19 protein-coding genes are annotated in these 22,992 nt (G+C 68.9%); 6 read left to right on the top strand and 13 right to left on the bottom strand.

The window, feature by feature from the left end:
• The first annotated feature begins 31 nt into the window (after positions 1-31).
• Positions 32-1,243, top strand: coding sequence for a serine hydrolase domain-containing protein (locus G6N48_RS02255; RefSeq protein ID WP_085267450.1), 1,212 nt, complete (start codon positions 32-34; stop codon positions 1,241-1,243).
• Positions 1,244-1,301: 58 nt separating this feature from the next.
• Here G6N48_RS02255 and G6N48_RS02250 read toward each other — a convergent pair whose 3' ends face one another.
• The 4 genes from G6N48_RS02250 to G6N48_RS02235 form a co-directional block, all read right to left on the bottom strand.
• Positions 1,302-1,556: a hypothetical protein gene (locus G6N48_RS02250; RefSeq protein ID WP_085267449.1), complete on the bottom strand. Its 255-nt coding sequence runs from the start codon at positions 1,554-1,556 to the stop codon at positions 1,302-1,304.
• A gap of 158 nt (positions 1,557-1,714) precedes the next feature.
• The gene (locus G6N48_RS02245) at positions 1,715-2,527 is read right to left on the bottom strand and encodes an Fpg/Nei family DNA glycosylase (RefSeq protein WP_085267448.1); all 813 of its coding nucleotides are present in this window, start codon (positions 2,525-2,527) and stop codon (positions 1,715-1,717) included.
• A 6-nt stretch (positions 2,528-2,533) separates the two neighbouring features.
• The gene (locus tag G6N48_RS02240) at positions 2,534-3,013 is read right to left on the bottom strand and encodes a ribose-5-phosphate isomerase (protein ID WP_085267458.1); all 480 of its coding nucleotides are present in this window, start codon (positions 3,011-3,013) and stop codon (positions 2,534-2,536) included.
• Positions 3,014-3,050: 37 nt separating this feature from the next.
• Positions 3,051-3,674 (bottom strand): Rv2466c family mycothiol-dependent reductase, encoded by a 624-nt coding sequence (locus G6N48_RS02235; RefSeq protein ID WP_085267447.1) that lies wholly within the window; start codon positions 3,672-3,674, stop codon positions 3,051-3,053.
• A 93-nt stretch (positions 3,675-3,767) separates the two neighbouring features.
• Here G6N48_RS02235 and pepN point away from each other — a divergent pair, with 93 nt between their 5' ends.
• Entirely contained in the window at positions 3,768-6,356 is a 2,589-nt protein-coding gene (gene pepN / locus G6N48_RS02230; protein ID WP_085267446.1) for an aminopeptidase N, read from the top strand.
• A 38-nt stretch (positions 6,357-6,394) separates the two neighbouring features.
• On the opposite strand, the gene G6N48_RS02225 is transcribed toward pepN, so the two are convergent.
• The 3 genes from G6N48_RS02225 to G6N48_RS02215 all read right to left on the bottom strand — a co-directional run bounded on the left by G6N48_RS02225 (position 6,395) and on the right by G6N48_RS02215 (position 7,793).
• Positions 6,395-6,862: a DUF5130 domain-containing protein gene (locus G6N48_RS02225; RefSeq protein ID WP_085267445.1), complete on the bottom strand. Its 468-nt coding sequence runs from the start codon at positions 6,860-6,862 to the stop codon at positions 6,395-6,397.
• Positions 6,849-7,082, bottom strand: a complete 234-nt coding sequence (gene ctaJ / locus G6N48_RS02220; RefSeq protein ID WP_085267444.1) for an aa3-type cytochrome oxidase subunit CtaJ — start codon at positions 7,080-7,082, stop codon at positions 6,849-6,851. Before ctaJ ends, G6N48_RS02225 begins: the two co-directional genes overlap by 14 nt.
• A gap of 63 nt (positions 7,083-7,145) precedes the next feature.
• Positions 7,146-7,793 (bottom strand): HNH endonuclease, encoded by a 648-nt coding sequence (locus tag G6N48_RS02215; protein WP_085267443.1) that lies wholly within the window; start codon positions 7,791-7,793, stop codon positions 7,146-7,148.
• 142 nt (positions 7,794-7,935) lie between these two features.
• Here G6N48_RS02215 and G6N48_RS02210 point away from each other — a divergent pair, with 142 nt between their 5' ends.
• From G6N48_RS02210 to G6N48_RS02200, 3 genes are read left to right on the top strand one after another with little or no spacing between them, the layout of a single operon-like run.
• Entirely contained in the window at positions 7,936-8,331 is a 396-nt protein-coding gene (locus G6N48_RS02210; protein ID WP_085267456.1) for a globin, read from the top strand.
• 25 nt (positions 8,332-8,356) lie between these two features.
• Positions 8,357-9,925: a glycoside hydrolase family 13 protein gene (locus G6N48_RS02205; protein WP_085267442.1), complete on the top strand. Its 1,569-nt coding sequence runs from the start codon at positions 8,357-8,359 to the stop codon at positions 9,923-9,925.
• A gap of 37 nt (positions 9,926-9,962) precedes the next feature.
• A complete protein-coding gene (locus G6N48_RS02200; RefSeq protein ID WP_085267457.1) occupies positions 9,963-10,979 on the top strand; it encodes an FAD/NAD(P)-binding protein in 1,017 nt (338 codons plus the stop codon).
• Positions 10,980-10,993: 14 nt separating this feature from the next.
• Here G6N48_RS02200 and G6N48_RS02195 read toward each other — a convergent pair whose 3' ends face one another.
• The 5 genes from G6N48_RS02195 to G6N48_RS02175 form a co-directional block, all read right to left on the bottom strand.
• Positions 10,994-11,665: a hypothetical protein gene (locus G6N48_RS02195; RefSeq protein WP_085267441.1), complete on the bottom strand. Its 672-nt coding sequence runs from the start codon at positions 11,663-11,665 to the stop codon at positions 10,994-10,996.
• Positions 11,653-12,066, bottom strand: a complete 414-nt coding sequence (locus G6N48_RS02190; protein ID WP_085267440.1) for an acyl-CoA thioesterase — start codon at positions 12,064-12,066, stop codon at positions 11,653-11,655. Before G6N48_RS02190 ends, G6N48_RS02195 begins: the two co-directional genes overlap by 13 nt.
• The gene (locus G6N48_RS02185; RefSeq protein WP_085267439.1) at positions 12,063-16,916 is read right to left on the bottom strand and encodes an NAD-glutamate dehydrogenase; all 4,854 of its coding nucleotides are present in this window, start codon (positions 16,914-16,916) and stop codon (positions 12,063-12,065) included. Before G6N48_RS02185 ends, G6N48_RS02190 begins: the two co-directional genes overlap by 4 nt.
• Positions 16,917-17,095: 179 nt before the next feature.
• Positions 17,096-18,772 (bottom strand): energy-dependent translational throttle protein EttA, encoded by a 1,677-nt coding sequence (ettA, locus tag G6N48_RS02180; RefSeq protein ID WP_085267438.1) that lies wholly within the window; start codon positions 18,770-18,772, stop codon positions 17,096-17,098.
• 79 nt (positions 18,773-18,851) lie between these two features.
• Entirely contained in the window at positions 18,852-19,334 is a 483-nt protein-coding gene (locus G6N48_RS02175; RefSeq protein WP_085267437.1) for a single-stranded DNA-binding protein, read from the bottom strand.
• A 278-nt stretch (positions 19,335-19,612) separates the two neighbouring features.
• On the opposite strand from G6N48_RS02175, the gene G6N48_RS02170 reads away from it, so the two are divergent.
• The gene (locus tag G6N48_RS02170) at positions 19,613-20,857 is read left to right on the top strand and encodes an HNH endonuclease signature motif containing protein (RefSeq protein ID WP_163670767.1); all 1,245 of its coding nucleotides are present in this window, start codon (positions 19,613-19,615) and stop codon (positions 20,855-20,857) included.
• 56 nt (positions 20,858-20,913) lie between these two features.
• Here the strand turns inward: G6N48_RS02170 and G6N48_RS02165 are convergent, their stop codons facing one another.
• Entirely contained in the window at positions 20,914-22,965 is a 2,052-nt protein-coding gene (locus tag G6N48_RS02165) for a cytochrome c oxidase assembly protein (RefSeq protein WP_085271272.1), read from the bottom strand.
• Positions 22,966-22,992: the final 27 nt, after the last annotated feature.

Below are 22,992 nucleotides of genomic sequence, written 5' to 3'. Positions count from 1 at the left end.
GGGCTAAGTGTCTGCTCGATAGAAAGGCGCCATGAGCGACCTAGAATCAGACGCGGTCATCCATGGTTCGTGCGCCCCGAGATTCGTCCGGGTGCGCGAGGCCTTCGAGCGCAATTTCAGGTCACGCGGCGAGGTCGGCGCGGCCGTCGCGGTCTGGGTCGACGGGGTTCTGGCCGTCGACCTGTGGGGCGGCTGGGCCGACGCCGCCCGCACCCGGCCCTGGCAGCGGGACACGCTGACCACCGTCCTTTCCGGCACGAAGGCCCTGACCGCCACCTGCGTGCACCAGCTGGCCGACCGCGGCGAGCTGGACCTGCAGGCCCCCGTGGCCCGCTACTGGCCCGAGTTCGCGCAGGCGGGCAAGGAAGCCATAACGCTGGCCATGGTCATGAGCCACCGATCCGGGGTGATCGGCCCGAAAACCCGGATGAGCTGGGAGGAAGTGGCCGACTGGGACTTCGCCTGCGAGCGGGTGGCCGCGGCCGAACCCTGGTGGGAGCCCGGCACCGCCCAGGGCTACCACATGACCACCTTCGGCTTCATCCTCGGCGAAGTATTCCGCCGGGTCACCGGCCGCACCGTCGGCCAGTACCTTCGGGCCGAGATCGCCGAGCCGCTGGGCGCGGACGTCCACATCGGGCTGCGCCCGGCCGAGCAACGCCGCTGCGCCGACCGGGTGAACAAGCCGCACGCGCGGGACCTGCTGGCCGAGGTGCAGGCCCCCGGCTATCCGAGGAGCCTCGACGAGCACCCGAAGGCAGCGCTGTCGATCTCCATGGGCTTCGCCCCGGACGACGAACTGAGCTCGCACGACCTTGGCCTCTGGCGGCAGTTGGAGTTCCCGGGCACCAACGGGCAGGTCTCGGCGCTGGGGTTGGCGACCTTCTACAACGCGCTCGCCCAGGAGAAGTTGCTCAGCCGCGAACACATGGAGCTGGTCCGGGTCTCGCAGGGCGGGTACGAAACCGACCTGGTGCTGGGCCCCCGGGTCGCCGACCACGGCTGGGGCCTGGGTTACATGCTCAACCAGCGGGGCGTCAACGGCCCCAACCGCGGGATCTTCGGCCACGGCGGCCTTGGCGGCTCGTTCGGGTTCGTCGATCTCGAGCATCGCATCGGCTACTCGTATGTGATGAACCGCTTCGACGCCACCAAGGCCAACGCCGACCCGCGCAGCATCGCCCTCAGCGACGAGGTCTACGCGGCGCTCGGGATCATCGAAGGCCCTCGGGACAGGACCTGACGCGAACGCGCCCCGCCGGATATCGGCAGGGCGCGTCTGATCGCGTGGCCTTGTGGGATCAGGGATGCCAGCCGGGGGGCGGCGGCGGCCCACCGGGTCCACCCGGGCCCCAACCACCGGGAGGCGGCGGCCCACCGGGCCCCCGGTCCCAACCGCCGGGGCCGCCCCGCCAGTCGTGGCAGTGATTCCAGTCCCAGTTGTTGCCCCAGCCCGGGTCCCAGTTGTCACCGGGGCACCATTGCGGGAACGGTCCGGGGTGGGCCTGGGCATCCGTCGCAACACCCAGCCCCGCCAGGCCCAGACCAAAAGACATAGCGAAGATCGCTGTGGCCGAACGCGGAGTAATTTTCACAGTGGTTCCGATACCCCGCTGCGGGCCGTTCGCAAACAATGCACATCGGCGTTTCTTGCTGTGCTTTTACTGTGCGCAGGGCCAACGCTGGTCAGCTGCGGAAACGCCGGGTGAATCTTTCACGTCTGGCATGTCGGGCACCAGAACACGTTGCGCCCCTCCAGCGTCGTCGTCCGGATCTCGGTTGCGCACACCCGGCACGGCTCGCCGGCGCGGCGGTAGACGTACGTCCGCGGTCGCCCCTTCCGGTAGGACGGCGGGCCGTGGTCGTGTTCGGGCCGCACGACGATGATCTTGCCGCCGCGCAGACCGACCTTCATCAACGCCACCAGATCGCCCCACGCCGCGTCGAACTCGGCCGCGTCGACGTCGCGGCCGGGCCGGAACGGGTCGATCCGATGGCGGAACAACAACTCGCTGCGGTAGACATTGCCCACGCCGGCGACCACGGTCTGGTCCATCAATAACGCGCCGATCGGCCTGCGGGACTTGGTGATTCGCCGCCACGCCCAGGACGGGTCGGCGTCGGCGCGCAGCGGGTCGGGACCGAGCTTCGCGATGACGTCGCTGACCTGACCCTCGTCGATGACCTCGCACACCGTGGGACCCCGCAGATCCGTGCCGTGGTCCGCGCCGACCATGCGCATCCGCACCTGGCCCACCGCTTCGGGCAGCGCCACACGGGCAGCGCCTGGGGGAACCGCCCATTCGGTGAAGGTGCCGTACAAGCCGAGGTGCACGTGCACGATCGGGCCGTCGGCGTAGTGGTGGAACAGATGCTTGCCCCAGGCGGAGGCGCGGCGCAGCACCCGGCCGTCGACCACGGCGGAGTCGGCGAACCTGCCCTGCGGGCTGGACACCGCCACGGGTGCGCCCGCGTACCGACGTTGGTGCAGCCGGGCCAGCCGGTGCAGGGTATGCCCTTCGGGCACGGTGCCCTAAGCCGGAGCGCCGGGCACCGGCGGGGCCTGGTGAGTGCGTTCGTACTCGGCGAGTATGTCGATACGCCGTTGGTGGCGTTCGGCTTTCGACCACGGCGTGGTCAGGAACGCGTCCACGAACGACAGCGCCTCCTCGACGGTGTGCATACGCCCGCCGATCCCGATCAGCTGCGCATTGTTGTGCTGCCGGGCCAACGAGGCGGTTTCGACGCTCCACGCCAGCGCGCACCGGACCCCCGGCACCTTGTTGGCGGCAATCTGCTCGCCGTTGCCCGATCCGCCGATCACGATGCCCAGGCTCTCGGGGTCCGCCACCGTGCGACTCGCGGCAGCGATGCAGAACGCCGGATAGTCGTCCTCGGCGTCATAGGTGAACGCCCCGCAGTCGATCGGCTCGTGCCCGGAATTCTTCAGATGGTCGATGATCTGCTGCTTGAGCTCGAATCCGGCGTGGTCAGAGCCGAGGTAGACGCGCATGCCCGTCATTGTGCCCGACGGCCGCGCCGGGGTCGCGTCAGTCGAACTCGGGCTTCTCGGTGCGAGTCCGCTTCAGCTCGAAAAAGTGCGGGTAGGACGCGAACGTCACCGAGGCGTCCCACAGCTTGCCCGCTTCCTCGCCGCGCGGAATCTTCGAGAGCACCGGCCCGAAGAACGCCACCCCGTTGACGTGGATGGTCGGCGTGCCGACGTCGTCGCCGACGGGGTCCATCCCGGCGTGGTGGCTTTTGCGCAGCGCCTCGTCGTACTCCTCGCTCTCGGCGGCCTTGGCGAGTTCGGCGGGCAGGCCGGCGTCCGCGAGCGAGAGCTTGATGACCTCGTCGAGGTCTTTGTTGCCCTCGTTGTGGATGCGCGTGCCCATCGCGGTGTACAGCGGGTCGAGGACCTTGGCGCCGTGGGCCTGCTCGGCGGCGATCGCCACCCGCACCGGACCCCACGCGCGCTTCATGTTCTCGCGGTACTTCTCGGGCAGGCCTTCACGGTTCTCGTTGAGAACGGCGAGGCTCATGACGTGAAAGTTGACCTGGATGTCGCGGACCTTCTCCACCTCGAGGATCCAGCGCGAGGTGATCCAGCACCAGGGACACAGCGGATCGAACCAGAAGTCGGCGCGGTCTTTCTCGGCGGCCTTCTCGGGCATAGCGAGGTCCTCTCGTGGGTCATGACGCTTTTCCAGCACAACCGTATGCGCCGTGCTTCTGTTCCCCGCTTGCGCGACCCGTAAGTTGGAACCGTGGCGCTTCCAAACCTCACCCGGGATCAGGCGGTCGAACGCGCCGCCCTGATCACCGTCGGCAACTATCAGATCGACCTCGACGTCACCGACGGCAACGGTGGCCCCGGGGATCGCACCTTCCGCTCCACCACGACAGTGGTGTTCGACGCGCTCCCCGGCGCCGACACCTTCATCGACATCGCCGCCGCGACGGTGCACGGCGCCACCCTCAACGGGCACGAACTCGACGTGTCCGGCTACGACGAGTCGACCGGCATCGCACTGGCCGGGCTCGAGGAACACAACACGCTGGTCGTGCAGGCCGACTGCCGTTTCTCCAACACCGGCGAAGGGCTGCACCGGTTCGTCGACCCCGTCGACAACGAGACCTACCTCTATTCGCAGTTCGAAACCGCCGACGCCAAACGCATGTTCGCCTGCTTCGACCAGCCCGACCTCAAGGCGACGTTCGACCTGACGGTGACCGCGCCCGCGCACTGGAAGGTGATCTCCAACGGCGCCACCGTGGCCGTCGCGACCACACGGGGGGCCGCGGTGCACACCTTCGCCACCACCCCGCGGATGAGCACCTACCTGGTGGCACTGATCGCCGGACCGTACGCGGAATGGAAGGACTGCTACACCGACGAGCACGGCGAGATCCCGCTGGGCATCTACTGCCGCGCGACGCTGGCGCAGCACATGGACGCCGAGCGGTTGTTCACCCAGACCAAACAGGGCTTCGGCTTCTACCACAACAATTTCGGGATGCCCTACGCCTTCGGCAAGTACGACCAGCTGTTCGTTCCCGAATTCAACGCCGGTGCAATGGAAAACGCCGGCGCGGTGACGTTCCTCGAGGACTATGTCTTCCGCAGCAAGGTCACCCGCGCGTCCTACGAGCGGCGCGCCGAGACGGTCCTGCACGAGATGGCGCACATGTGGTTCGGCGACCTGGTCACCATGACGTGGTGGGACGACCTGTGGCTCAACGAGTCCTTCGCGACCTTCGCCTCCGTGCTGTGCCAGAGCGAGGCAACGGAATTCACCGAAGCGTGGACGACGTTCGCGACGGTCGAGAAGTCGTGGGCCTACCGGCAGGACCAACTGCCGTCGACGCACCCGATCGCCGCCGACATCCCGGACCTGGCCGCGGTGGAGGTGAACTTCGACGGCATCACCTACGCCAAAGGCGCGTCCGTCCTCAAACAGCTTGTCGCCTACGTCGGGCTGGAGCACTTCCTGTCCGGGCTGCGGGATTACTTCAGCGCCCACGCTTTCGGCAACGCGACGTTCAGCGACCTGGTCGCCGCGCTCGAGAAGGCGTCGGGACGCGACCTGTCCGACTGGGGCCGGCAGTGGCTCAAGACGACCGGGCTGAACACGCTGCGAGCCGACTTCGACGTCGACGCCGACGGCAAGTTCACCCGGTTCGCGTTGACGCAGAGCGGCGCGGCTCCCGGGGCCGGCGAAACCCGGGTGCACCGGCTCGCGGTCGGGATCTACGACGACGCCGATTCCAGCGGCAAGCTCGTGCGGGTGCGCCGCGAGGAACTCGACGTCGAGGGCACGGTCACGGAAGTGCCTGCGCTGGTTGGTGTTTCACGCGGGAAGTTGATCCTGGTCAACGACGACGACCTCACCTACTGCTCGCTGCGGCTCGACGCCGACTCGCTGCAGACCGCGCTGGGGCGGATCGCCGACATCGCCGAGCCGCTGCCGCGCTCGCTGGTGTGGTCGGCGGCGTGGGAGATGACGCGCGAGGCCGAGCTGCGTGCCCGCGACTTCGTGGCGCTGGTGTCGGGCGGGGTGCACGCCGAGACCGAGGTCGGGGTGGCCCAGCGGCTGCTGTTGCAGGCCCAGACCGCGCTGGGCTCCTACGCCGAGCCGGGCTGGGCCTTCGAGCACGGCTGGCCGCAGTTCGCCGACCGGCTGCTGGAGCTGGCGCGGGCCGCCGAACCCGGATCGGATCACCAACTCGCCTTCGTCAACACGCTGTGCACCTCGGTGCTGTCGACCCGGCACGTGGTGACGCTGGCGGACCTGCTCGACCACGATCCGGCCGAGTTGGGGCTGGCCGGCCTCGAGGTCGACACCGACCTGCGATGGCGCATCGTCACCGCGCTGGCCACCGCCGGCCAGATCGACGCCGACGGGCCCGCGACGCCGTTCATCGACGCCGAGGTCAAGCGCGACCCGACGGCTGCCGGCAAGCGGCACGGCGCGCAGGCCGCCGCGGCACGGCCGCAAGTGCAGGTCAAGGAGCAGGCCTGGACGACGGTCATCGAGGACGACACCCTGGCCAACATCACGGCCCGCTCCATCATCGGGGGCATCGCGCAGCCGGGGCAGCACGAGCTGCTCAAGCCGTTCACCGCCCGCTACTTCGAGGCCATCCCCGGCGTGTGGGCGCGCCGATCCAGCGAGGTCGCCCAGACGGTGGTCGTCGGCCTCTACCCACACTGGGACATCAGCGACGCCGCCGTCGCGGCCGCCGACGAGTTTCTGGCAGAGCCGCAGGTGCCGCCCGCCCTGCGGCGCCTGGTGCTGGAGGGCCAGGCCGGGGTGAAGCGGTCGCTGCGGGCCCGCGCGTTCGACGGCGCCTGATCGAGTCGGCGGCCGGCGACTCGGGCGGGCCCGGCGGGCTACGCGGGAGTGATGCCCGAGCTCAGCACCCGGATCGCGCTGACCAGCCCGTCAACCAGGTTGCCGGCCTGAAAAGCCGACGCGGCGGCGGCCACACCCAGCGGTGCGACCGACTCGGCGCCGCGGCCGCGGACCCCGCTGCCGTAGACCACCTCGATGGCCTTCTGGTCGGGCGAGACGGCGAGCAGCACCGCGTCGTCGGGCGTGGGGACCTTGGCCAGGATCTCGCGCGCCCGTGCCGCGGTGTCGCTACCCAGGTCGCCGAGGTAGATGGCGAAGCGCGCCTTGGACGCGCGCGAACCGTACTTCAGCGCGTCGTCGATGGCGACGAGATCCTTGATGGGGAACGGGTAATGCACGGACAGTTCCCCGGGCTCGGTGACCCCCGACAGCCGTCCGCTGGTGGTGATCACCCAGCCCCTGGGCAGGTCGGCGGGGTCGATGGTCGCTACGTCACCACGTGCCACTTGCGCCACCTCCGACTGAGAACTCCGACGTGCCGTGCCCGCCATGCCCATGGCCGGCGCCGACGTCCTCGTCGGTGGCGGCCCACAGGATCGGCGGGTGTGTCCACTTCTCCGACAGCTTGTAGGTGGCCGGATGCGGCCCCTTGTGGGACCAGATCAACACGGCCAGCACGGCCACCAGCAGAAGCGGTATTCCGACAAAGTACAGGTGGATCTCCATGAGGCTCACGACGCAAACCGTATCCCACCGCGCGGTCGGCTGCGAGAAGCCCGGCCGATTCGGCTACGCCGCGCCTTCGCCGAGGTAGCGGGCCCAGGCGGGGTCGAGTTCCTTGACCGTCGACAGCAGCCGCCAGTGCTGGCCCGTCGGGGGCAGCGGCGTGCGGCGCAGCGCCCAGCCCAGCTCGGTGAGCAGCTTGTCGCCCTTGCGGTGGTTGCAGGTCGAGCAGCATGCCACACAGTTCTCCCACGAGTGTTCGCCGCCGCGGCTGCGCGGCACCACGTGGTCCACGGTGTCGGCCTTGGCCCCGCAGTAGGCACACGAGAAGCGGTCGCGGTGCATGAGCGCGGCGCGGGTCATCGGGACGCGCGCCCGGTACGGGACGCGCACGTAGGACCGCAGCTGGATCACCGAGGGCACGATGATCGACCGGGTCGCCGAGTGGATGACCGGCGCGCTCGGGTCGTCGTGCACCACGTCGGCTTTGCCGCAGATCACCATGACGATCGCGCGCCGCATCGGCAGCGCCGTCAACGGCTCGTAGGTGGAGTTGAGCAGCAGCACCCGCCGACGACTCCAGATCGACGCGCTCTCGTGGCGGACGGGAAGGTGGCTTTCGACGCTATGCAGGCATGACGCGGGTGCGAGCCCGGTTGACCCTGCCGCGGCCCCGGAACTGCGGTGGCTGCGGCGTTTCTTGCCCTGCGCCATAGATCCTCCGCGGATAGTCCACCATGATTCGCCGCCAAACGCACCCTCATTCCAGGTGCGCGCCGTGACGAAAGGGTGAACACAGGGAGCGCGTTCGGCCCGGCGCGGTTTGCCGCGACCGCGATGCACCACAATGGAGACGATGGATCCCGAGCCTCAGTCCTTCTACGAAGCCGTCGGCGGCGCCGAGACCTTCGATGCGATCGTGTCGCGCTTCTACGCGCAGGTTCCCCAGGACGAGATACTGCGAGAGCTGTACCCCGCCGACGACCTGCCCGGCGCCGAAGAGCGGTTACGCATGTTCCTCGAGCAGTACTGGGGCGGTCCCCGCACCTACTCCGACCGCCGCGGCCACCCCCGCCTGCGGATGCGGCACGCGCCGTTCCGGATCACCCCCATCGAGCGCGACGCCTGGCTGCGCTGCATGCACACCGCGGTCGCCTCCATCGATTCGCGGACCCTCGACGACGAGCATCGCCGTGAGCTGCTCGACTACCTCGAGATGGCCGCGCACTCCCTCGTCAACTCAACGTTTTGATACCGAGCAACCCGAACGGAGCAGGATGAGCCCCGCAGCATGGTGGTCGAACGCGGTTTTCTACCAGGTCTATCCCCGCTCGTTCGCGGACAGCAACGGCGACGGCGTCGGCGACCTCGACGGGGTGATGGCTCACCTGGACCATCTCGTCGAGCTGGGCATCGACGCGATCTGGCTGAACCCGGTCACGGTCTCGCCGATGGCCGACCACGGCTACGACGTCGCCGACCCGCGCGACATCGATCCGCTGTTCGGCGGCATGGCCTCGATCGAACGGCTGATCGCGGCGGCCCACGAACGCGGCATCAAACTCACCATGGACGTGGTGCCCAACCACACCAGTTCGGCGCACCCGTGGTTTCAGGCGGCGGTGGCCGCCGGGCCGGGCACCGCCGCGCGGGAGCGCTACTACTTCCGGGACGGTCGCGGACCCGGCGGGGCGCTGCCACCCAACAACTGGACGTCGGTTTTCGGCGGGTCCGCCTGGACGCGGGTCGTCGAACCGGACGGCAGCCCCGGCCAGTGGTACCTGCACCTCTTCGACACCGAGCAGCCGGACCTGAACTGGGAGAACCCCGAGGTCTTCGACGACTTCGAGAAAACGCTGCGGTTCTGGCTGGAACGCGGCGTGGACGGCTTCCGCATCGACGTCGCGCACGGGATGGCCAAGCCCTCCGACCTGCCCGACGCCACCGACGACGTCAAGGTGCTCAGTCACAGCGACGACGACCCGCGCTTCAACCACCCCAGTGTCCATGAGATCCACCGCGGCATCCGCAAGATCGTCGACGACTATTCCGGGGCGGTGACCATCGGCGAGGTGTGGGTGATGGACAACCTGCTGTGGGCCGAGTATCTGCGGCCCGACGAGCTGCATCTCGGCTTCAACTTCCGGCTGACGAAAATCGACTTCGACGCGACCCAGATCCGCGACGCGATAGAGAATTCGCTGGCGGCGACCGCCATCGAGAACGCCGTTCCCACCTGGACGCTGTCCAACCACGACGTCGGCCGCGAGGTCACCCGCTACGGCGGCGGTGCGATCGGGCTGGTCAGGGCGCGTGCCATGGCGATGCTGATGCTCGCCCTGCCGGGCACGGTGTTCATCTACAACGGCGAGGAACTGGGCCTGCCCGACGTCGTCGACCTGCCCGACGAGGTGCTGCAAGACCCGACGTGGGAACGTTCCGGCCGCACCGAACGCGGGCGCGACAAGTGCCGGGTCCCGCTGCCGTGGTCGGGCGACGCTCCCCCGTTCGGCTTCTCCTCGTCCCCCGACACCTGGCTGCCGATGCCGAAGGACTGGGCGGCGCTCACCGTCGAGAAGCAGCTCGCGGACCCGGATTCGACCCTGCGCTTCTTCCGGCGCATCATCGGATTGCGAAAGGAGCGTGCCGAATTCGAGGGTACGGAGCTCGAATGGGTTGACGCGCCCGCAGACGCGGTGGTGTTCCGACGCCGAGGCGGAGGCCTGGTGTGCGCGCTGAACGCGGGCCGGCAACCGATCGCCCTGCCCGCCGGAGAGGTCATCCTGGCGAGCGCGCCGCTGGCCGACGGGAAGCTGCCGCCGGACGCGGCGGCGTGGCTGGCCTAGACGCCCCGCCTGCTGCATGACGTCGTACGCCTGGACGGTGATCGGAGCCGGACCCGCGGGGATCGCGGCGGTGGGAAAGCTCCTTGATCGCGGGGTGGCCGGTGAGCGGATCGCGTGGATCGATCCCTTCTTCGCGGCGGGCGATATCGGCCGGCGGTGGCGGTCGGTGTCGAGCAACACCCAGGCCGGCCAATTCCTCTACTACCTGAACGCCGCCAACGCGTTTCGCTTCGCCGATGCGCCGCGGATGCCCCTGCGGGAAGTCGACCCCGACGAGACGTGTGCCCTGGCGCTGGTCGCCGATCCGTTGATCTGGGTCACCCGGCAGCTGCGCGAGCAGGTGCAGACGTTCGAAACGACCGCCACCGCACTGACTTTGCAGGACCGGCGGTGGACGATCGAGACCGGGCAACAGCCGCTGGCCTCGGCGAACGTCGTGCTGGCCATCGGCGCGGTGCCGAGGAAACTCTCCTACCCCCACGTGGAGGAGATTGCGGTGGAGGTGGCGCTCGACATCGAGCGGCTCGCGCGGGTTCCGCTGCAGGGTGCGACGGTCGGCGTGTTCGGTTCTTCGCACTCGTCGATGATCGTCCTGCCCCACCTGCTGCGCCAACCCGTCGCGAAGGTGATCAACTTCCACCGCAGTCCGCTGAAATACGCTGTCTATCTTGACGATTGGATACTGTTCGACGACACCGGCCTCAAAGGCCGCGCGGCCGTGTGGGCACGCGAGAACATCGACGGCACCTACCCGGACAGGCTGGAGCGCTGCCGGGTGTCCGGCCCGGAATTCGATTCGAAGCTCGCCGAGTGCGACCGCGTCGTCTATACCGTCGGCTTCGAGCGCAGGAGGCTGCCCGAAACCCCGCAGTGGGGCCAACTCGACTACAACCCGAGGAACGGAATCCTGGCCCCCGGACTGTTCGGGCTCGGCATCGCCTTTCCGGAGTACGCGGTGGATCCGTACGGCTACGGGCAATTCCGCGTCGGTCTCAAGAAGTTCGTGGAGTACCTCGACGCCGTTCTCCCGCTGTGGCTGGTCTACGGCACGTGAGCGCCGGCACGCGGTCAGCGCAACAGTAGCGGCGGGTCGCCGCGACGCCGGTACACCGACCCGAAGCGGGCGTCGACACGCAACCACGTCGGCAGTACGCGAACCCGGATCATCTCGTCGGCGGCGATCGCATCCGGTGACTGCGGCAGGAAGCCCATTGCGGTCAGGGCGAACACGCACCGCATCGGCAGGCCCACGCGCAGGTCGCCCCGGCTCACCTGGATGACCTCCTGATCCAACAGGGAGACGGGCGGCCCATGGGAGCTGCTGTGCTCCTTGGCAAGCCGCGCACCGCTCTGCGCGAGGTCGAGGATCACCCGGGCGGGTACGTCGTCCAGGTGGGTGAAGCCGGAGTCCGGTGGCAGGGCGCCCCGCCACGCGGAGTCCATCGCGAAGCCCGGGTGGACGTAGCCCGCCGCGTCCATCGCCGAGAGGCCGCGCGCGAGCGCGTCCGCGCCCACCGACAGGTCGTCGGGGCGCACCGTGCCCACCACCGTTCGGCTGGCGAGGACGTCGAAACCCGTTGCCACCCAGGCGGTGAGCAGCCCGTCGGATCGGGCGCGCAGCCGGATCACCGCCGCGTCGTCTAGCCGCAGCGCGTGATCGACGAACGTGGACAGGTCGCGGCGGTGGGCGTCCCGGGATTGCGGGCCCAGCCACAGACCGCGCTCGGTTACCGTATCCACCGCTGCAGGTACTCCCGGTGTGGCGGCGTGAGCCGCACCAGCCGCTGCTCCTCGATGTGGACGGCGGCCAGCTGCGACTCAGCGATCACCGCCGGCCTGGACCCGGGATCGGCGTTGACCGACCGCACCTCGTAGCCCAGCGTGAAGTCGACGGCACGCAGCCGCTTGGTCCAGATGGTCACCTGCAGCGGCGAATCGACAAGCCGCAGTTGCGCTTTGTAGATCACCCGGACGTCGGCGATGAGCAACCCGATGGTGGTGATGTCGGCGCCGAACGGTTCGGAGAGGAACGGGACGCGCGCTTCTTCGAGGATGGTCACCATGGTGGCGTGATTGACGTGCTGGTACATGTCGATGTCGGACCAGCGGACCGGCACGGGGGCCACGAAGCCGACGCTCAACTCGACGATCCCCGTCCGCTGGTGCGGGTCATGCGACGGATCTGGCGGGCGGCCACCGACAGCGTCGCGAGATCCATCTCACCGCTCTGTTGGATTTCCAGCAGCGTCCGCCGCGCCCGCTCCACCCGGGACGCGGACAGGTGCTCCCACTCGGCGATCTTCTCTTCGCCGCTCTCGTCGGGTTCGCCGACGGCCAACACGTCGAAGCACAGCGACCGCAGCGAGGAATAGATGTCGTCACGAATCGCCAACCGCGCCAACGAATGCCAGCGGTCGTTGCGCGGCAGGTCGGACACCGCGGTCAGCAGGCCGTCTGTGCCCAGACGGTCCATCAGGGCGAAATAGGTGTCGGCGACCTCCGCGGCATCGATGTCGTTGATGTCGCCGATGTCGATGATGTCGAGCAGGCTGAAGCGGTACAGACCGGCCGCGACCAGGTAAGCCAGATCCTCCGGCGCCCCCTGCGACGCGAACTCCTGAGCTTCCTTCTCCACGATCGCCTTGTCGTCGCCGCGCAGCCACTCCGACATTCGCGGCGTGAGGGCCTTGAGTTTGGCGGCGAATCGGTTGATCTCGGCCCCCACGGCCACCGGCTGCGGGCGGTAGTTGAGCAGCCAGCGCGAGGCGCGGTCGATCAACCGCCGGGTGTCCAGCGTCAGCCGGTCCGACAGCGCCACGGGCAGGTTGGCGGCGCGGATGCGCCGGCAGATCTCGCCGACGCCGAAGATCGTGTCGACAGCGACGTAGGTGCGCACCGCATCGACCGGACCGACGCCGACGTCTTCGGTGATGCGGTAGGCGTAGCTGATGCCCGCCGTGTCGACGAGATCGTTGACCAGCATGGTGGTGACGATCTCGCGGCGCAGCTGGTGGGACCGGATCTCGGGGGTGAACCGTTCGCGCAGTGGCGCCGGGAAGTACAACGGCAGCCGGGAGGCGAACACGTCCTGCTCGGGCAACTCGGTGCCCAGCATTTCGTCCTTGAGGCCCAGCTTGACGTGCGCCATCAGGGTGCACAGCTCCGGTGAGGTGAGCCCGATGCCGGCGTCGGAGCGGCGCTGGATCTCCTTCTCCGACGGCAGCGCCTCGAGCTCCCGGTTGAGCCCCCGCTCGTCGACCAGGTGGCCGATCAGCCTCGCGTGCACCGGAAACAGGCTGGCCGCGTTGGCGCGGCTGGTGCCGATCAGGTCGTTCTGATCCTCGTTGTCGGCGAGCACCAACCGGGCGACCTCGTCGGTCATCGACTCCAGCAGCTCTTTGCGTTCTTCGACCTTGACCTTGCCGGCGGTGACCAGCGAGTCGATCAGGATCTTGATGTTGACCTCGTGGTCCGAGCAGTCCACCCCCGCGGAGTTGTCCATCGCGTCGGTGTTGATTCGCCCGCCCGACAGGTCGAACTCGACGCGGCCCAGCGCCGTCACCCCGAGGTTGCCGCCTTCGCCGACGACCTTGGCGCGCAACTGGCTTGCGTTGACCCGCACCGGGTCGTTGGCGCGGTCGCCGACGTCGGAGTCCGACTCGGACTCGGCCTTGACGTAGGTGCCGATGCCGCCGTTGAACAGCAGGTCCACGGGCGCTTGCAGGATCGCCTTGATCAGGTTGGGCGGGGTCATCTCGCTGACGTCGCCGTCGATGCCGAGGGCGTCGCGGACCTGCGGGCTGATCGGGATGGCTTTGTGCTCGCGGCTGTACACGCCGCCGCCCTCGCTGATCAGCGACTTGTCGTAGTCGTCCCAGCTCGACCGCGGCTCGTCGAACAACCGCCGCCGCTCCTGCCAGGACGACGCCGCGTCGGGGTCGGGGTCGAGGAAGACGTGCCGATGGTCGAACGCCGCGATCAGCCTGATGTGCTTGGACAGCAGCATGCCGTTGCCGAACACGTCGCCGCTCATGTCACCGATGCCCACGACGGTGAAGTCCTCGGCCTGGGTGTCGACTCCCATCTCCCGGAAGTGCCGCTTGACGGCCTCCCAGGCGCCTTTGGCGGTGATGCCCATGGCCTTGTGGTCGTAGCCGACCGAGCCGCCGGAGGCGAAAGCGTCGCCGAGCCAGAAGCCGTAGGACTTGGCGACGTCGTTGGCGATGTCGGAGAAGGTGGCGGTGCCCTTGTCGGCGGCCACAACGAGGTAGGCGTCGTCGCCGTCCCGCCGCACCACCTCCGGCGGCGGGTTGACCTTACCGGTGGAGTGGTCGACGTTGTCGGTGACTTCGAGCAGCCCGGAGATGAACAGCTGATAGCAGGCGACGCCCTCGTCGCGGGTGGCCTCGCGGTCGGCGGCCGCATCTCCGGTGGCCGGCGGCGGGCGCTTGACCACGAAACCGCCCTTGGCGCCCACCGGCACGATGACGGCGTTCTTGACCGCCTGCGCCTTGACCAAACCGAGTATCTCGGTGCGGAAGTCGTCGCGGCGGTCCGACCAGCGCAGCCCACCGCGCGCGACCGGCCCGAACCGCAGGTGCACGCCCTCGACGCGCGGCGAATACACGAAGATCTCGTACTGGGGGCGCGGCAGCGGGAGTTCGTCGACCAGCTGCGCGTTCAGCTTGATCGACAACACGTTGCGGGAACGCGCCGAACCTTCGCGTGTCACAAAGTAATTGGTGCGCAAGGTGGCCTGCACCAGCGAGGCGAACGCCCGCAGGATGCGGTCGGTGTCCAGGCTCATCAGCGCGTCGATGTCGGCGGCCACCGCGGCGGCCGCCGCCTGCGCGTCGCGGCCGGCCGAGGCGCCCGACGGGCGGGGCTCGAACAGCGCCTCGAAGAGCGTGACGAGCGATCGCGCGGTGGAGGGATGCTCGTTGAGCACCGACTCGATGTAGGACAGGCTGTAGGGAAAGCCCGCTTGCCGAAGGTATTTGGCGTAGGCGCGCAGGAGCGCCACCTGCTGCCAGTTCAGCCGCGCCCGCATCACCAGCTCGTTGAACCGGTCGATCTCGACGCGACCCTCCCAGATGGCGGTGACCGCGTCGGCGAAGCGTTGCGCGGTCGCGTCGCGTTCGTCGGCGCTCGACGCCGGTGGGATGGTCGGGGTCGCGATCTTGAACTGGTAGATCCACACCGGGAGCCCGTCGGGGCGGGTGATCTCGAACGGGCGCTCCTCGAGCACCTCGACGCCCATGCTCTGCAGCATCGGCAGCAGCTGGCTCAACGACGCCGTCCGGCCGCCCATGAACCAAGTGAGCTGCGCGGCGCCGGGAGGGGAGGCATCAGCGCGTTCGGAGAACACCAGCTTGACCGAACCGTCGGCCAACTCCTTGATGAGCGCGATGTGCTCGATCGCATCTTCGGGGGTGACGGCCTGCTTGTAGGTCTCGGAGAACACCGCCGCGTAGTGCTCGGCGTCGGCCTGGTCGACCGCGCCGTCCACGGCGGCGCCGATCAGCCGGTCGGTCCAGGTCCGCGCGGCTTCGCTGAGCAGTGCCTGGATGCGGACCCGATTGTCCTCGGACGTGTCCACGGGCGCGGCCCCTTCGGGCAGACGAACCATGAAGTGCATCAGGGCCCAAGGTGATTCGCTGACCCGGGCGGTGAACTCCAGCCGCGTGCCGGCGAACTCGCGGACCAGGATGTCTTCGATCTGCAGCCGGACGTCGGTGGTGTAGCGGTCGCGCGGCAGGTAGACCAGGCAGGACACGAAATACTGGAGCCGGTCGGCGCGCAGGAACAGCAGCGCCCGCCGCTGCGATCCGAGGTCCACCACGGCCTTGGCCATCGTCAGGAGCCGCTCGGCGCTGAGGGTGAACAGCTCCGAGCGCGGAACGGTCTGGATGACATCGAGCAGCAGCTGGCCAGGGTGGATGGGATCGCTGTCGGCCATCGCGAGCGCCTCGTGGACCCGGCGCGAAATGGTCGGAATGTCAAGGACGTCGGCGTTCATGGCGGCGACGGTGAACAGGCCGACGAAGCGGTGCTCGAGCACGCCACCGTCGGCGTATTCGCGCACCGCGATGGCGTAGGGGTAGGCGCCGTAACGCAGATAACTGCCGACCACCGATTGGGCGAGGACCAACAGTTTGTCGTCGTCGGTCAGCCGCGGCCGGGAACCCGTGCGGGTGCGCAGCACTCCGAGCGCGGGTGACCCGTCACCGGAGACCTGTCCGTCGTGCACGCGGCACCGCTGGTAGCCCAGCAACAGGAAGTTGCCGTTGCCCAGCCAGCGCAGCAGCGCCGCGACGTCCTCGCGGTCCGGCGCCGAGAAGCGGTCGCGCGCATTGGTCTCGACTTCCGCGGCCAGGCCGGCGAGCGCGCCCATCAGCTCGGTGGCGTCGCTGGCGACCTGCTGGACGTCGGCCAGCACCTTGGGCAGCAGCTTCTCGACTTCGGTGAGGCCCTGGTTGTCGACGGAGGCCGACAGCTGTACGTGTATCCAGGCCTCCCCGACGTACGGCGAGGCACCGGGCGGTTTGGGTTCGACGCTGAGCAGGTCGCCGTTCTGGTCGCGCCGCACCTGGAAGACCGGCGTCATGATGGCCGAATAGGCCACGCCGAGCCGGTGCAGCAGCACCGTGACGGAGTCCATCAGCATGTTGCCGTGGTCGGTGACGACCTGCAGCGCGGGCCCGATTCCGCTCGCGTCCCCGGAGCCGTAGACGGCGACCCGGCTCTCGCCGGCCGGGCGGTGCCGGCCGAGCCGGTAGTGGGCGCGGAGCATCGCCGGCGTCACGATCGCGGCGGGGACGGCGAGGTCGACGGGACCGGGCGCGGCGGGCCCGGGGGCCATCGGCTCGTCGTTGTGTGGACCGCGGTAGGTCTCGACGTAGGCCTTCGTGATCCACTCAGGAATGTCTCGGGGTTCGGCGAAGGTGGTCCACGGCTCGAGATCCTGCTTGGCCTCGCGATCGATGGTCATGCCGATAGCTCCCAACTCACGACGGTTGCCAGTATGCCCATTTGCCTCCCGCCAACACGTAAGCGGGCGACGTTTGTCGTACGCGTGTTGCGGCCGAGTCGTCGCGAATTCGGCTCAGTGCTGCTGCCCCTGCCCGCGCGTGGACAGCGCCTCCGGGACGGGAGGCGGCACGGCCGACACTAGTCGCGCGTCAGCTTGCGGTGGGTCACCCTGTGCGGCCGGGCGGCATCGGCACCGAGCCGTTGTACTTTGTTCTCCTCGTAGGCACCGAAGTTGCCCTCGAACCAGAACCACTTGGCCTCGTTGTCGTCGTCGCCCTCCCAGGCCAGGATGTGCGTGCACGTCCGGTCGAGGAACCAGCGGTCGTGCGAGATGACCACCGCGCACCCCGGGAACTTCTCCAAGGCGTTCTCCAGTGAGCTCAGGGTCTCCACGTCCAGGTCGTTGGTCGGCTCGTCGAGCAGGATGAGGTTGCCGCCTTCTTTGAGCGTGAGCGCGAGGTTCAGCCGGTTGCGCTCGCCGCCCGACAGCACCCCCGCAGGCTTCTGCTGGTCGGGCCCCTTGAACCCGAACGCCGAAACGTATGCGCGCGAAGGGATTTCATTCTGGCCAACCTCGATGTAATCCAGCCCGTCGGACACGACCTGCCACACCGTCTTCTTCGGGTCGATACCGGCGCGGCTCTGGTCGACATAGCTGAGCTTGACGGTCTCCCCGACCTTGACGGTCCCGCTGTCGGGCTGCTCGAGCCCGACGATTGTTTTGAACAGCGTCGTCTTCCCGACCCCGTTGGGGCCGATGACGCCGACGATGCCGTTGCGTGGCAGCGTGAAGGACAGGTCCTTGATCAAGGTGCGACCGCCGAAGCCCTTGTCCAGATGCTCGACCTCGACGACCACGCTGCCCAACCGTGGCCCCACCGGGATCTGGATCTCCTCGAAGTCGAGTTTGCGCGTCTTCTCCGCCTCGGCGGCCATCTCCTCGTAGCGCTGCAGCCGCGCCTTGCTCTTGGCCTGGCGCGCCTTCGCGCCCGACCGCACCCAGGCCAGCTCGTCGGCCAGCCGCTTCTGCAGTTTGGCGTCCTTGCGGCCCTGCACCGAAAGACGCTCGGCCTTCTTCTCCAGGTACGTCGAATAGTTGCCCTCGTACGGGTAGGCGCGGCCGCGGTCGAGCTCGAGGATCCACTCGGCGACGTTGTCCAGGAAGTACCGGTCGTGGGTGACCGCCAGGACCGCGCCCGCATACGCCGCGAGGTGCTGCTCGAGCCACTGCACACTTTCGGCGTCCAGATGGTTGGTCGGTTCGTCGAGCAGCAACAGGTCGGGCTTGGACAGCAGCAGCTTGCACAGCGCCACGCGGCGCCGCTCACCGCCGGACAGGTTGGTCACCGGCTCGTCGGGCGGTGGGCAGCGCAGCGCGTCCATGGCCTGTTCCAGCTGCGAGTCGAGGTCCCAGGCGTCGGCGTGGTCGAGCTCCTCCTGCAGCCGCCCCATCTCCTCCATCAGCTCGTCGGAGTAATCGGTGGCCATCAGTTCGGCCACCTCATTGAAGCGGTCGAGCTTGACCTTGATTTCCCCCAGGCCCTCTTCCACGTTTCCCCGGACGGTCTTCTCCTCGTTCAGGGGTGGCTCCTGCTGCAGGATGCCCACGGTGGCGTCGGTGGCCAGGAAGGCTTCACCGTTGTTCGGCTTGTCCAAGCCGGCCATGATCCGCAAGACGCTCGACTTGCCTGCGCCGTTGGGGCCAACGACGCCGATCTTGGCGCCTGGGTAGAAGCTCAAAGTGACGTCGTCCAGGATCACCTTGTCGCCGTGCGCCTTGCGGACCTTTTTCATCGTGTAGATGAACTCAGCCATGCCGCGGTATCGCCTTTCTGGTCGTCCACGTGATCTCGCGGACCATCCTATGCATCGCGGCGCGGCGCCGATCCCGCAGCTAAGCCGACAGCGGCAGCGGCCCGGCCCCGGCGGAGTCGATGCTGTCCCCGGCGTCGGCGTCCTCGGCGTCGGCGTCGGCCGCGTCCGCCGGCGGCGCGGCGGCATCGCCTGTCGTCGGACCGGTGTACCCGGGCCTCTCGATGCGCACGATCGCGCGGGACACGTCGGGCCCGACGGAGGTCGCGCGCATCTCCAGCGACGACCGGCGGTTGCCGTCGCGGTCTTCGTACTCACTGGTGTACACATGGCCCACCACGATCACCGGCGCGCCTTTGCCCAACGCGGCACCCACGCCGGTGACCAGCCTGCCCCAGCAGTTGACGTTGATGAACAGCGAGTTGCCCGGCTCCCAGCCGCCGTCGGCGGTGCGCCGCCGGGAATTGCTGGCAACGCGAAATTTGATGACCTCCTGGGTGCCGACCTGTCGGCGCTCGGGGTTGTTGACGATGTGGCCGACGACCGTAAGCGGCGTTTCGAACATGGGGCTGATCTCCTTCTCATTTCTCTTTCATGGCTTTGGTGAACATGTCACCGCCCTATCCGATCGCCATTCAGCCCGGCCTCACCGACGGGCTGCCGCCGAAGACACGGCCCGCACACCGGCCCTGTGGAGAAACCGGTGACTGTGGATCAGTCCGGTCACTCGGGAGCGTTGCGCGTTCGGCCAGGTGCCGCATCGCAATCTGAGGCCTGCTGTCCGCCTTTTGGCGGCAAATCAGGCAGCCGAAAGTTGTCGGACCTGGTTGCGATGATGGGGGTATGTCGTTGACCACTTCGTCTGCTGTGGCGGTGAGTCCTGCTGAGCGGGTTGATGGGTTGTTTGCGGAGTTGGCGGAGTTGGCCGGTCAGCGCAACGCCATCGATGGGCGCATCGTGGAAATTGTGGCCGAGCTGGATCGCGACGAGCTGTGCGGGGCCACCGGCGCGCGCTCGGTGGCCGCCCTGGTGGCCTGGAAGCTGGGCGCGTCCTCGGCCCACGCCCACACGATCACCACCGTCGCGCGCCGGCTCGAGCAGTTCCCGCGCTGCGCCCAGAGCCTGCGGGAGGGCCGGCTGTCACTCGATCAGGTCGGGGTCATCGCCGCGCGCGCCGCCCACGGCTCTGATGAGCACTACGCCCAGCTGGCGTCGGTGGCCACAGTCACCCAGCTGCGCACCGCGGTCAACCTCGAACCACGCCCCGACCCCCCGGCGCGCCCCGAACCCGGACCCTCGATCACCACCACCGCCGGCCAGGAGTACAGCTGCTGGCGGATCACACTCGCGCACCCCGACTCCGCGAAACTCGACGCCGCGCTGGCCGCGCATCGCGAGGCGCTGATCGCCGAGTGGAAACACGACCGCGGCGACGCCACCCGTGTTTCGGAGAGCGCGCCGCCGTTCCCGGGCAGCGTCGAGGCGTTGATGCGCCTGATCGAGACCGGCTGGGACACCGAAGCCACCCGCCGCCCGCACGGCCAGCACACCACCGTGGTGGTGCACCTCGACGTCGAGCAGCCCGCCGCCGCCCTGCACCTGGGGCCGGCACTCACCGACGCCGAACGCCAGTACCTGACCTGCGATGCCACCTACGAAGTCTGGTTTCACCGCGACGGCCAGCCCATCGGCGCCGCACGCAGCACCCGCACCATCAACCGGCGACTACGCCGCGCCCTGCAACACCGCCACCCCCACTGCGCAGTCCCCGGCTGTGGCGCCACCCGCGGCCTACACGCCCACCACCTCCAACACTGGGAAAACGGCGGCCCCACCGACCTGACCAACCTCGTCCTGATCTGCCCCTATCACCACCGCGCCCACCACCGCGGCGACATCACCCTCACCGGACCCGCCGACGCTTTGTGCGTGACCGACAACACCGGCCGACCCCTGCAGCCCGGACCACTGGCACGCCCACCCACGACACCACCACCCGCCGTCCCCCCATACCCCGGACCCACCGGCGAACGCGCCCAATGGTGGTGGTACCAACCCTTCCAACCCCAACCGCCCACCCACAATTAGCCGGCGTCGAAGCTGAAACCCGTCGGCGCTGCGCGAACTTCGCTTGCGCCACCACCTCATCGAGGCTGCGCGCCTCCCGTCGCCTCGCCTTGCGCGAGCCGTGCCAGCATGGCGTTGTAGGCGTGCAACTCCGCGTCGTCGTCGCGATCGGCGGCGCGATCGAGCCGCCGGGCGGTGCGGTCGTCGCTGCGCGCCCATTGCACCAGCAGCGCCACCATCACGATCACCAGCGGGATCTCCCCCGCCGCCCAGGCGATGCCGCCGCCCAGCCGCTGATCACCCAGCAGGTCGGCGTGCCAGCTCAGACCCAGCGAGCGGTAGTAGGAAGCGCCGAGCACCTTCGGGGTGCCCATGAGGACCACGCCGAAGAATGCGTGCAGCGGCAGCGACGCGAACACAACGCCGACCTTGGCGATCGGCGGTATGGGCCGCGGTGTGGGGTCCACCCCGATGACGATCCAGTAGAACAGGTAGCCGCTGAGCAGGAAGTGCACGTTCATGGCCAGGTGGCCGGCATGGCTGCTGACCGCGGTGTCGAAGAGGCTCGAGAAGTACAAGCCGTAGAACCCCGCCACGAACAGCGCGGTGGCGACGACCGGGTTGGTGAGGAACCGCGACAGGCGGCTGTGCAAGGCGGCCAACAGCCATTCCCGCATGCCGGGCGGCTCGCCCCGTCCCGCGGCCGGCAACGCACGCAGCGCCAGGCTGACCGGGGCGCCCAGCACCAGCAGAATGGGCACCAGCATCGAGAGCCCCATGTGGGCGATCATGTGCACGCTGAACATCGCCGGCATGTAGCGGCCGACGCCCGACGAGGTCACGAACAACAGCGTGAGACAGCCCAGCATCCAGGCGAGGGTCCGGCCCGGCGGCCAGCGGTCGCCGCGGCGGCGCAGCCGCAGTACCCCCGCGATGTAGAGCCCGGCGAAGACGAGTGCGGCGGTGCCGAAGATGAGGTCGAAGCGCCAGTCGAAGAGGATGCGCGCCGGCGTGGGCGGACCATCGAAGTTGTAGCCGATCTCGGCCTCGGGTATGGACGGCACCCGGACCGGCGGCGGTGGCGGCGCGGTGCGGCCCAGACCAACGGCGATGCCGAACGTCAGGCCAAAGACCGCGGCCTCGATCAGCGCCAGCCGGATCAAGGCCCGGCGCGCTCCGGGCCGCCCCGGTACTGCTTGCAGCGCGGCAACCCCGGACCGCCGCTGGCGCCAGCCGAGAACACCCAGCGTGCACAGCGCGACGAACTTGGCGATCACCAAGCGCCCGTAGCCCGTGGTCAGCAGGTCGGACGGCAGGACGCGCACCACGGCGTTCATCACGCCGCTGAGCGCCATCGCGACCCAGCACCACAGGGCGACCGCGGAGAAACGCCGCGCCGCCAAGCCGGCGTGGCCGCCACCGCGCAGCGCGTGCGCCAGCAGCGCCAACAGACCCCCGGCCCACAGGCTGGCGGCGACGAGGTGAATCAACAGGCTGTTGGTGGCCAGGTCGTGCGAACCGCCTGCCGACGAGTGACCCGTCAGGCCCAGGGGGATGAGCGTCAGCACCGACCCGACCACCAGCGCGGGCGTCCACGACCAGCGCAGCACCGACACGCTGGCGACCGACACGATCGCGGCCAGTATCGCGGTCCAGCGCCACGCGGAGGCGGTGGTGACCAGGTCGGCCAGTGACCACAGCTGCACCGGGTTGAGGTGATCCAGCAGCGGCTGACCGGACACGTCGGAGATGGTCAGCGGCACCAGCAAGGCGGCGCATACCGCCCAGACTCCCGACGACACCGTTCCCACCCGCAGCGCGCGGTATCCGTCGGCGTCGAGGACGCCGTTGCTCTGGGGCGGCACCATGAAGGCCGCGAAGAGGAACGAGCCGACGGCCAGGACCGCGGCGATCTCCCCCGCCGCCCGGAGGAACGGCAGTCCGAGCGTGGTCGCCGGGCCGGGGTCGGGCAGGCCGGCGGCGGTCAGGGCGCCGGCGAGCGACAGCGCCCCGATCCCCGCCGCGGTGCACCCGGCCAGCACCGCGACGCCGACGAGTAGCGGCCACACCGGGGCGCGCCGCGCCGGGGACTTGGCGGGGGCCTCACCGGCGGGCCGGGCGATTGTCATGTTCCCAGCGTATTGGCGCGCGGGACG

It is taken from the genome of Mycobacterium parmense (genome assembly GCF_010730575.1).
Lineage (GTDB): Bacteria > Actinomycetota > Actinomycetes > Mycobacteriales > Mycobacteriaceae > Mycobacterium > Mycobacterium parmense.
Note: the sequence above shows the minus strand (reverse complement) of the source record. Positions and strands in the feature narration are given on the sequence as shown.

Coding starts and splice junctions, on each gene's coding strand:
- G6N48_RS02255 (WP_085267450.1), top strand. CDS start 32: ATGAGCGACCTAGAATCAGACGCGGTCATCCATGGTTCGTGCGCCCCG.
- G6N48_RS02250 (WP_085267449.1), bottom strand. CDS start 1,556: ATGTCTTTTGGTCTGGGCCTGGCGGGGCTGGGTGTTGCGACGGATGCC.
- G6N48_RS02240 (WP_085267458.1), bottom strand. CDS start 3,013: ATGCGCGTCTACCTCGGCTCTGACCACGCCGGATTCGAGCTCAAGCAG.
- G6N48_RS02235 (WP_085267447.1), bottom strand. CDS start 3,674: ATGCCCGAGAAGGCCGCCGAGAAAGACCGCGCCGACTTCTGGTTCGAT.
- ctaJ (WP_085267444.1), bottom strand. CDS start 7,082: ATGGAGATCCACCTGTACTTTGTCGGAATACCGCTTCTGCTGGTGGCC.
- G6N48_RS02215 (WP_085267443.1), bottom strand. CDS start 7,793: ATGGCGCAGGGCAAGAAACGCCGCAGCCACCGCAGTTCCGGGGCCGCG.
- G6N48_RS02210 (WP_085267456.1), top strand. CDS start 7,936: ATGGATCCCGAGCCTCAGTCCTTCTACGAAGCCGTCGGCGGCGCCGAG.
- G6N48_RS02205 (WP_085267442.1), top strand. CDS start 8,357: ATGAGCCCCGCAGCATGGTGGTCGAACGCGGTTTTCTACCAGGTCTAT.
- G6N48_RS02185 (WP_085267439.1), bottom strand. CDS start 16,916: ATGACCATCGATCGCGAGGCCAAGCAGGATCTCGAGCCGTGGACCACC.
- ettA (WP_085267438.1), bottom strand. CDS start 18,772: ATGGCTGAGTTCATCTACACGATGAAAAAGGTCCGCAAGGCGCACGGC.
- G6N48_RS02175 (WP_085267437.1), bottom strand. CDS start 19,334: ATGTTCGAAACGCCGCTTACGGTCGTCGGCCACATCGTCAACAACCCC.
- G6N48_RS02170 (WP_163670767.1), top strand. CDS start 19,613: ATGTCGTTGACCACTTCGTCTGCTGTGGCGGTGAGTCCTGCTGAGCGG.
- G6N48_RS02165 (WP_085271272.1), bottom strand. CDS start 22,965: ATGACAATCGCCCGGCCCGCCGGTGAGGCCCCCGCCAAGTCCCCGGCG.